General features: G+C 73.7%; 2 protein-coding genes. Both read right to left on the reverse strand.

The features are described 5' to 3' along the window. Positions 1-114: 114 nt before the first annotated feature. Complete coding sequence (locus HW445_RS32910; protein WP_374939705.1) at positions 115-1128, reverse strand: hypothetical protein; 1014 nt, start codon at positions 1126-1128, stop codon at positions 115-117. A gap of 98 nt (positions 1129-1226) precedes the next feature. Further along, complete coding sequence (locus HW445_RS27140; RefSeq protein ID WP_180223513.1) at positions 1227-2165, reverse strand: N-acetylneuraminate synthase family protein; 939 nt, start codon at positions 2163-2165, stop codon at positions 1227-1229. Between the last annotated feature and the right edge of the window lie 217 nt (positions 2166-2382).

The raw sequence follows: 2382 nt of genomic DNA on the forward strand, positions 1-2382 counted from the left end.
ACCCGCACCCGGCAATCCGCAGCGTCGGCGCCGGCGGTTTCCGACAGCCCGGACACAGCCGCCCCGCACGACGCGCACGCAAGGGGCGCGGGGCAAAGCCCCGGTGCCGGGAGGTCAGGCGGCTGCCGCGGGGGTGGTGATGGCGGTGAGGAAGCGCTGGGCGCCGGGCGCGGTGCGGGGGGTCAGCCACGTGGGGTCTATGGGGCAGGACGTGACACGCGCGCCCGTCCCCGCCAGCGTCGGCGGCAGGGTGTGCAGCACGGTGGAGGGAAAGCTGAGGACGGTGCGGGCGATGGGCCCGCGGCGGGCGATCAGCTCCAGCGGAAGATCGGGCCGCACCACCCCCAGCCCCGTCTCCACCGCCAGCCGGTGGAGCTTCTCCGCGCTCTCCCTCCGGTGCGCGAAGTACCGGCGCACCCCGTGCTCCCGGGCCAGCCGCCCCACCGCCGCCAGGTAGGCGTCCGCGTCCACGACCCCCGTCTCCACCAGCGACGTGCCCACCAGGTCGGCCCCCTCGGTGACCGTCGGCGGCCCGAAGGAGGCGCGGGTCCACGCGAAGTCGTTCACGGTGACCACGGCCTCCTCGGGCACCTCCGCCAGCGGCATGGCGGTGAAGATCTCCACCCTCCGCCGCTCCCCCGGCGTCAGCCGCCGCCGCGCGAACCGCGAGACCGGGGCGAGCGCGAGGTCCCGGGGCGAGGGCCGCGCCCCCCGCCGGTGCCACCGCACCAGCGCCTCACGGCGCACCACCTGCGCGGTGAACTCCATCGTGGCGGTGCCGTCGTCGACGACCACCAGGTCCCGGGCGGGGGTGATGGTCAGCAGCAGCTGCACGTACCGGGAGAACGGGTCCCCCACCACGATCCGCTCGGCCCGGCGCAGCGGGCCGGCCAACCCGCCCACGGTCCGGAAGGGGGCCGACGCGCCGCCCCGGGCCTCCTCCCAGCGGATCTCGTGCCCTTCCCGCCGGGCCAGCTCGGCCATCCGCCGGAGCTGGCCCCGGCTCATCGGGTCGGTCGGCGACAGCACGACGAAGGTGATCCTCGGCTCCTCGGCCTGCGCCGCCCATTCCAGGGCGTTGAGCAGCTGAACGGGGCTCTCGACGAAGGCGAGCGTGCGCGGGCTCATGGTGCTCATGGGCGTTCCGCCGTCCTGTCGCTGGAGGTGGGGGTGGGGTGGGGTGGGGTGGTGACGAAGCGGGAGAGGCAGGTGCCGAAGGCCCGCGGTCAGACCGCGGCCGGGAGCTGGGCCCCCGCCTCGGCGACCACGCCGGGGACCCGGCGCAGCTTCTTCATCGGGCCGAGCTCCGACTCGTAGACCTTCTTGACGCCGTCTCCCAGGGACGCCTCGATGGTGCGGATGTCGCGGACCAGGCGGACCAGGCCCTGCGGCTCGACCGAGGCGGCCTGGTCGGAGCCCCACATGGCGCGGTCGAGGGTGATGTGGCGCTCGACGAAGACGGCGCCGAGGGCGACCGCGGCGAGGGTGGTCTGCAGGCCGGTCTCGTGGCCGGAGTAGCCGATCGGCACGTTGGGGTACTCCTGCTGCAGGGTGTTGATCACCCGCAGGTTGAGCTCCTCGGCCTTGGCCGGGTAGGTCGACGTGGCGTGGCAGAGCACGATGTTCTCGGAGCCGAGGACCTCGACCGCGTGACGGATCTGCTGCGGCGTCGACATGCCGGTGGAGAGGATGACGGAGCGGCCGGTGGCGCGCAGGGCGCGCAGCAGCTCGTCGTCGGTGAGGGAGGCGGAGGCCACCTTGTGGGCGGGGAGGTCGAACTTCTCCAGGAAGGCGACGGCCTCGGTGTCCCAGGGGGAGGCGAACCAGTGGATGCCGCGCTCCTTGCAGTGCTCGTCGATGGCGCGGTACTCGTCCTCGCCGAACTCGACGCGGTGGCGGTAGTCGATGTACGTCATCCGGCCCCAGGGGGTGTCGCGCTCGATGTCCCACTGGTCGCGGGGGGTGCAGATCTCCGGGGTGCGCTTCTGGAACTTGACGGCGTCGCAGCCGGCCTCGACGGCGGCGTCGATGAGCTTGAGGGCGTTGTCGAGGTCGCCGTTGTGGTTGATGCCGATCTCACCGGTGACGTAGACCGGCCGGCCGGGGCCGACGAGACGCGAACCGAACGCGCGCAGACGGGGGTTGGTGCTGGTGATCGTGGACATGAGGGGGGTCTTCCTTACGTGATCGGTACGTCGGTCTCGGTCGGTACGGAGGGTGCGGCCGGCCTCGCCCGAACCGGCGGGCGGGTCGAGCAGGGGCGCCAGGGCCCGGGCGCGGGCGAGGTCGTGCGGGTCGTCGATCTCCAGCACGCGGGCCGGGTCCGTGCGGACCAGGTCGGTGCGGCCGAAGAAGCGGTGCCGGCGGGCGCGGAAGCCCGCC

The sequence above is a fragment of the Streptomyces sp. UH6 genome, assembly GCF_013421635.1.
GTDB classification, from domain to species: domain Bacteria; phylum Actinomycetota; class Actinomycetes; order Streptomycetales; family Streptomycetaceae; genus Streptomyces; species Streptomyces abyssomicinicus.